Origin of the sequence: Turicibacter sp. (genome assembly GCF_017941855.1) — a bacterium.
In the GTDB taxonomy this organism is placed as follows: domain Bacteria; phylum Bacillota_I; class Bacilli_A; order MOL361; family Turicibacteraceae; genus Turicibacter; species Turicibacter sanguinis.
On record NZ_JAGAVR010000090.1, the window covers coordinates 1 to 2835 of the forward strand.

5 protein-coding genes are annotated in these 2835 nt (G+C 36.2%); 1 reads left to right on the plus strand and 4 read right to left on the minus strand.

The annotated features are described in order from the left end of the window. Positions 1-703, plus strand: a 703-nt coding sequence (tnpC, locus tag J6D32_RS09800) for an IS66 family transposase (protein WP_287467632.1), incomplete at its 5' end; no start/stop codon positions are given. Positions 704-904: 201 nt separating this feature from the next. On the opposite strand, the gene J6D32_RS09805 is transcribed toward tnpC, so the two are convergent. The 4 genes from J6D32_RS09805 to J6D32_RS09820 all read right to left on the minus strand — a co-directional run. Next, positions 905-1504 (minus strand): SpoIIIAH-like family protein, encoded by a 600-nt coding sequence (locus tag J6D32_RS09805; protein WP_287467633.1) that lies wholly within the window; start codon positions 1502-1504, stop codon positions 905-907. 1 nt (position 1505) lies between these two features. Then, complete coding sequence (locus J6D32_RS09810) at positions 1506-1958, minus strand: hypothetical protein (protein WP_287467634.1); 453 nt, start codon at positions 1956-1958, stop codon at positions 1506-1508. A gap of 53 nt (positions 1959-2011) precedes the next feature. Next, positions 2012-2479, minus strand: a complete 468-nt coding sequence (locus tag J6D32_RS09815) for a stage III sporulation protein AF (RefSeq protein ID WP_156343951.1) — start codon at positions 2477-2479, stop codon at positions 2012-2014. 24 nt (positions 2480-2503) lie between these two features. After that, the coding region (locus tag J6D32_RS09820; protein ID WP_503004054.1) for a stage III sporulation protein AE at positions 2504-2835 on the minus strand (332 nt) is incomplete at its 5' end.

The window sequence follows — 2835 nt, forward strand, 5'->3', positions numbered from 1 at the left end:
CGAAACACCCATCGTTTATTATCACGCAGATTTAACTCGTGCAAGAGTCGTCGCTGAACAATTACTCGATGGATTTAAAGGCTACCTGCATTGTGATGGTTATTCCGGATATAAGAACTTACCGAATATTGAATTAGTGGGATGTTGGGCGCATGCCCGTCGCAAGTTCAAGGATGTGCCAGGGAAGAATGGGAAAGCAAAACAAGCCATTGACTACTGTAACCAAATTTTTAAGATTGAACGAGAACTCCAGGAATTATCGCCTGAGGAGCGTTATGAGCAACGTCAGTTACAGGTCAAGCCAGTGATCGAAGCTTTTTATGACTTTCTAGGGAGCTTCATCCCCATGAAAGGTAAGTTACAAACTGCGGTTCACTATGTTTTAAATCAAAAGAAAGAACTGATGGCATTTTTGAAAGATGGACGATTAGAAGCATCGAATAATCGTGCCGAACGTACCATCAAAACCGTGGTTATTGGACGAAAAAACTACTTATTTTCAACAAGCTTATCAGGGGCTGAAGCCAATGCGATTATTTATAGCGTCATCGAAACGGCTAAGGAACATGGCTTAAATGTCTATAAGTATTTAACTTATTTATTTGAACACCTACCAAATGTTGAGTTTTTAATGAAACCCGAACTCTTGGAGGCCTTTTTACCCTGGGCAAAAAACGTTCAAGAACATTGTAAAGGAATCTAAAAGAAAAGAGACCTCATCTGTAATTCCAATATACAGGTGAGGTCTCCTTTTTTCTATACGTGTTATTATTACCCGCTTACTTTAAAAACGAGATTTAATAATCGTCGGGATCCAGCGATTGGTTACCGAAAAATTGTCTAACAGAGAGAGCTATTTAAAAAATGAGCCAAGTCCCCTATCGACCTGGCTCATTTTTTATTCTTAATTAATTGGCGTTAATTGAACTAAAACATCTGGATCAGTTGTAAATTCTGTTTTTACCATCATAATAATTTCGTTTGTTTGTTCTAATGTCGGTTCTGATTGAGATTCAGATAATTGTAAATGAACTTGAACAGTCTCCTCGTTTACTCGAACTAAAACATCTGAATATCCTTTTGCTTTAATCATTGATTCAAGAATACTTTCATGTTGTGCATCTTTATTAATTTTTTCTAAATTATCTTTTGCTTCACTTTTCTCTTCAGCATCAGCATCTTTGCTTGCAATAATAGCTGTTAAATCAGCTTGTAATTGGCTTTTAGCTTTAGCTGCCTCAGTTCTTTGCACTTGAATGGCACTAACCTCAGATGATGTTCCCGCTGTCTCTGTCTCATCATCTCCAGACTCTTGGTTTGAAACTAACTCACTTCCACTTTGAGCGTCTGTTGGATTAATCTCTAAATTTGCTTTTGGTAAAGTTGATGTTGATCCCACTTTATTTGTTGTTGAATCGTTGCTATCTCCAATACTAATATAAAATACAGTTAATAATACGAAAACTACAAATAATGCGGCTGTTACATATGAATTTTTGTTCATTTTAATTTCCCCCTAGTTCAGATGCATTTAATAATGAAATTTGATGAATTGGAACATCAAGCAACAAACTGATGGCATGCGTCACATCATAAGGTGCTTTAATCGTCCCTCGATAGACGATCACAACGCCATTTGAAACAGTATCTGTTTGACTTGAAACAAAGAGTGTCGTTGAAGAATCAGCAACCGATTTATATGAGATATTTATACTATCGACTGTTACTCCTTCTATTGAATCAAATAAAGCTGTGATCTGTTCTTTGTGTCTTGCCTCGACAGATGGTGCCGAAGATAAATGATTCCCAGACAGAGAGCTAAAATCATCTTTGAACAAGAATGACACCACTACGATGGCTCCAATCAACAGGATGATTCTAAATGGCCCTAGATCAGTCATTACCTTACGAATTGTTAAGCTTATTGACTCTGACTTTTCTGTCCGTTTCTTTTCCACATCTTCTACCCCCTATCTCACCTCATGTTAGATTCTAATTTAGTTGCCTCTTTTCATCGACCTCCCCTCTTAAAAACGACATCCTCCCGATTAAGACCTAATTTATTGAGTACGCACGTTTTTGCCTCCTCCTCAGTCTCAACCATTTCTAGCGTTAGCACTTCACTGAAATCAAATCCCACGATTTGAACTTGGCATCCACCTTCAGCTTGACGAACTAATGTTTCAATCTCAGCCATCGTTACTTTCGATAAATCAATTTCAACTAGCCCTTGGTAATACTGAATGGATTGATCAAATTCCTCTTCATTGATAAATGAAATCGAATCAATGAATGAACTAACTTCATTATTCATTATACTAATCACCGGCTTTAAAATGATAACTATGATAAAAAAGTGAAGATAAAATGTAATTATTTTCTTATAGGAAGCCGGAATAACCAATAAATTGACAATAGCTATCAAAAAAAACATAGCGATTATTTGCTTTGCGTATTCATATAGCATATCTTTTCCCATCTCCTCAAAACTTGTCACCTAGAATTAGTTAGTTAGTAGCATCATATTTGAACTATATAGAATAATGAAGAATGTAAAGATAAACATGACGCCAATAATAATCATAATGACGAGCAAATTCATCATCCCTGTATTAAAGACATCTAAAATTTTAATATAATCTTTACTAATAATCGGTTGAATCACCGCTCCTAATAAACGAAATAAAATTAGGCTAACACCCACCTTTATCACTGGGAATGCCACAACGATGACTAAAGTAATCACACTAAGTAGCCCAACACTATTTCTTAAAATGGATAACGTTGAAACAACTGAGACAACCGTATCTGTAAAACGCGTTCCGATCACAGGGA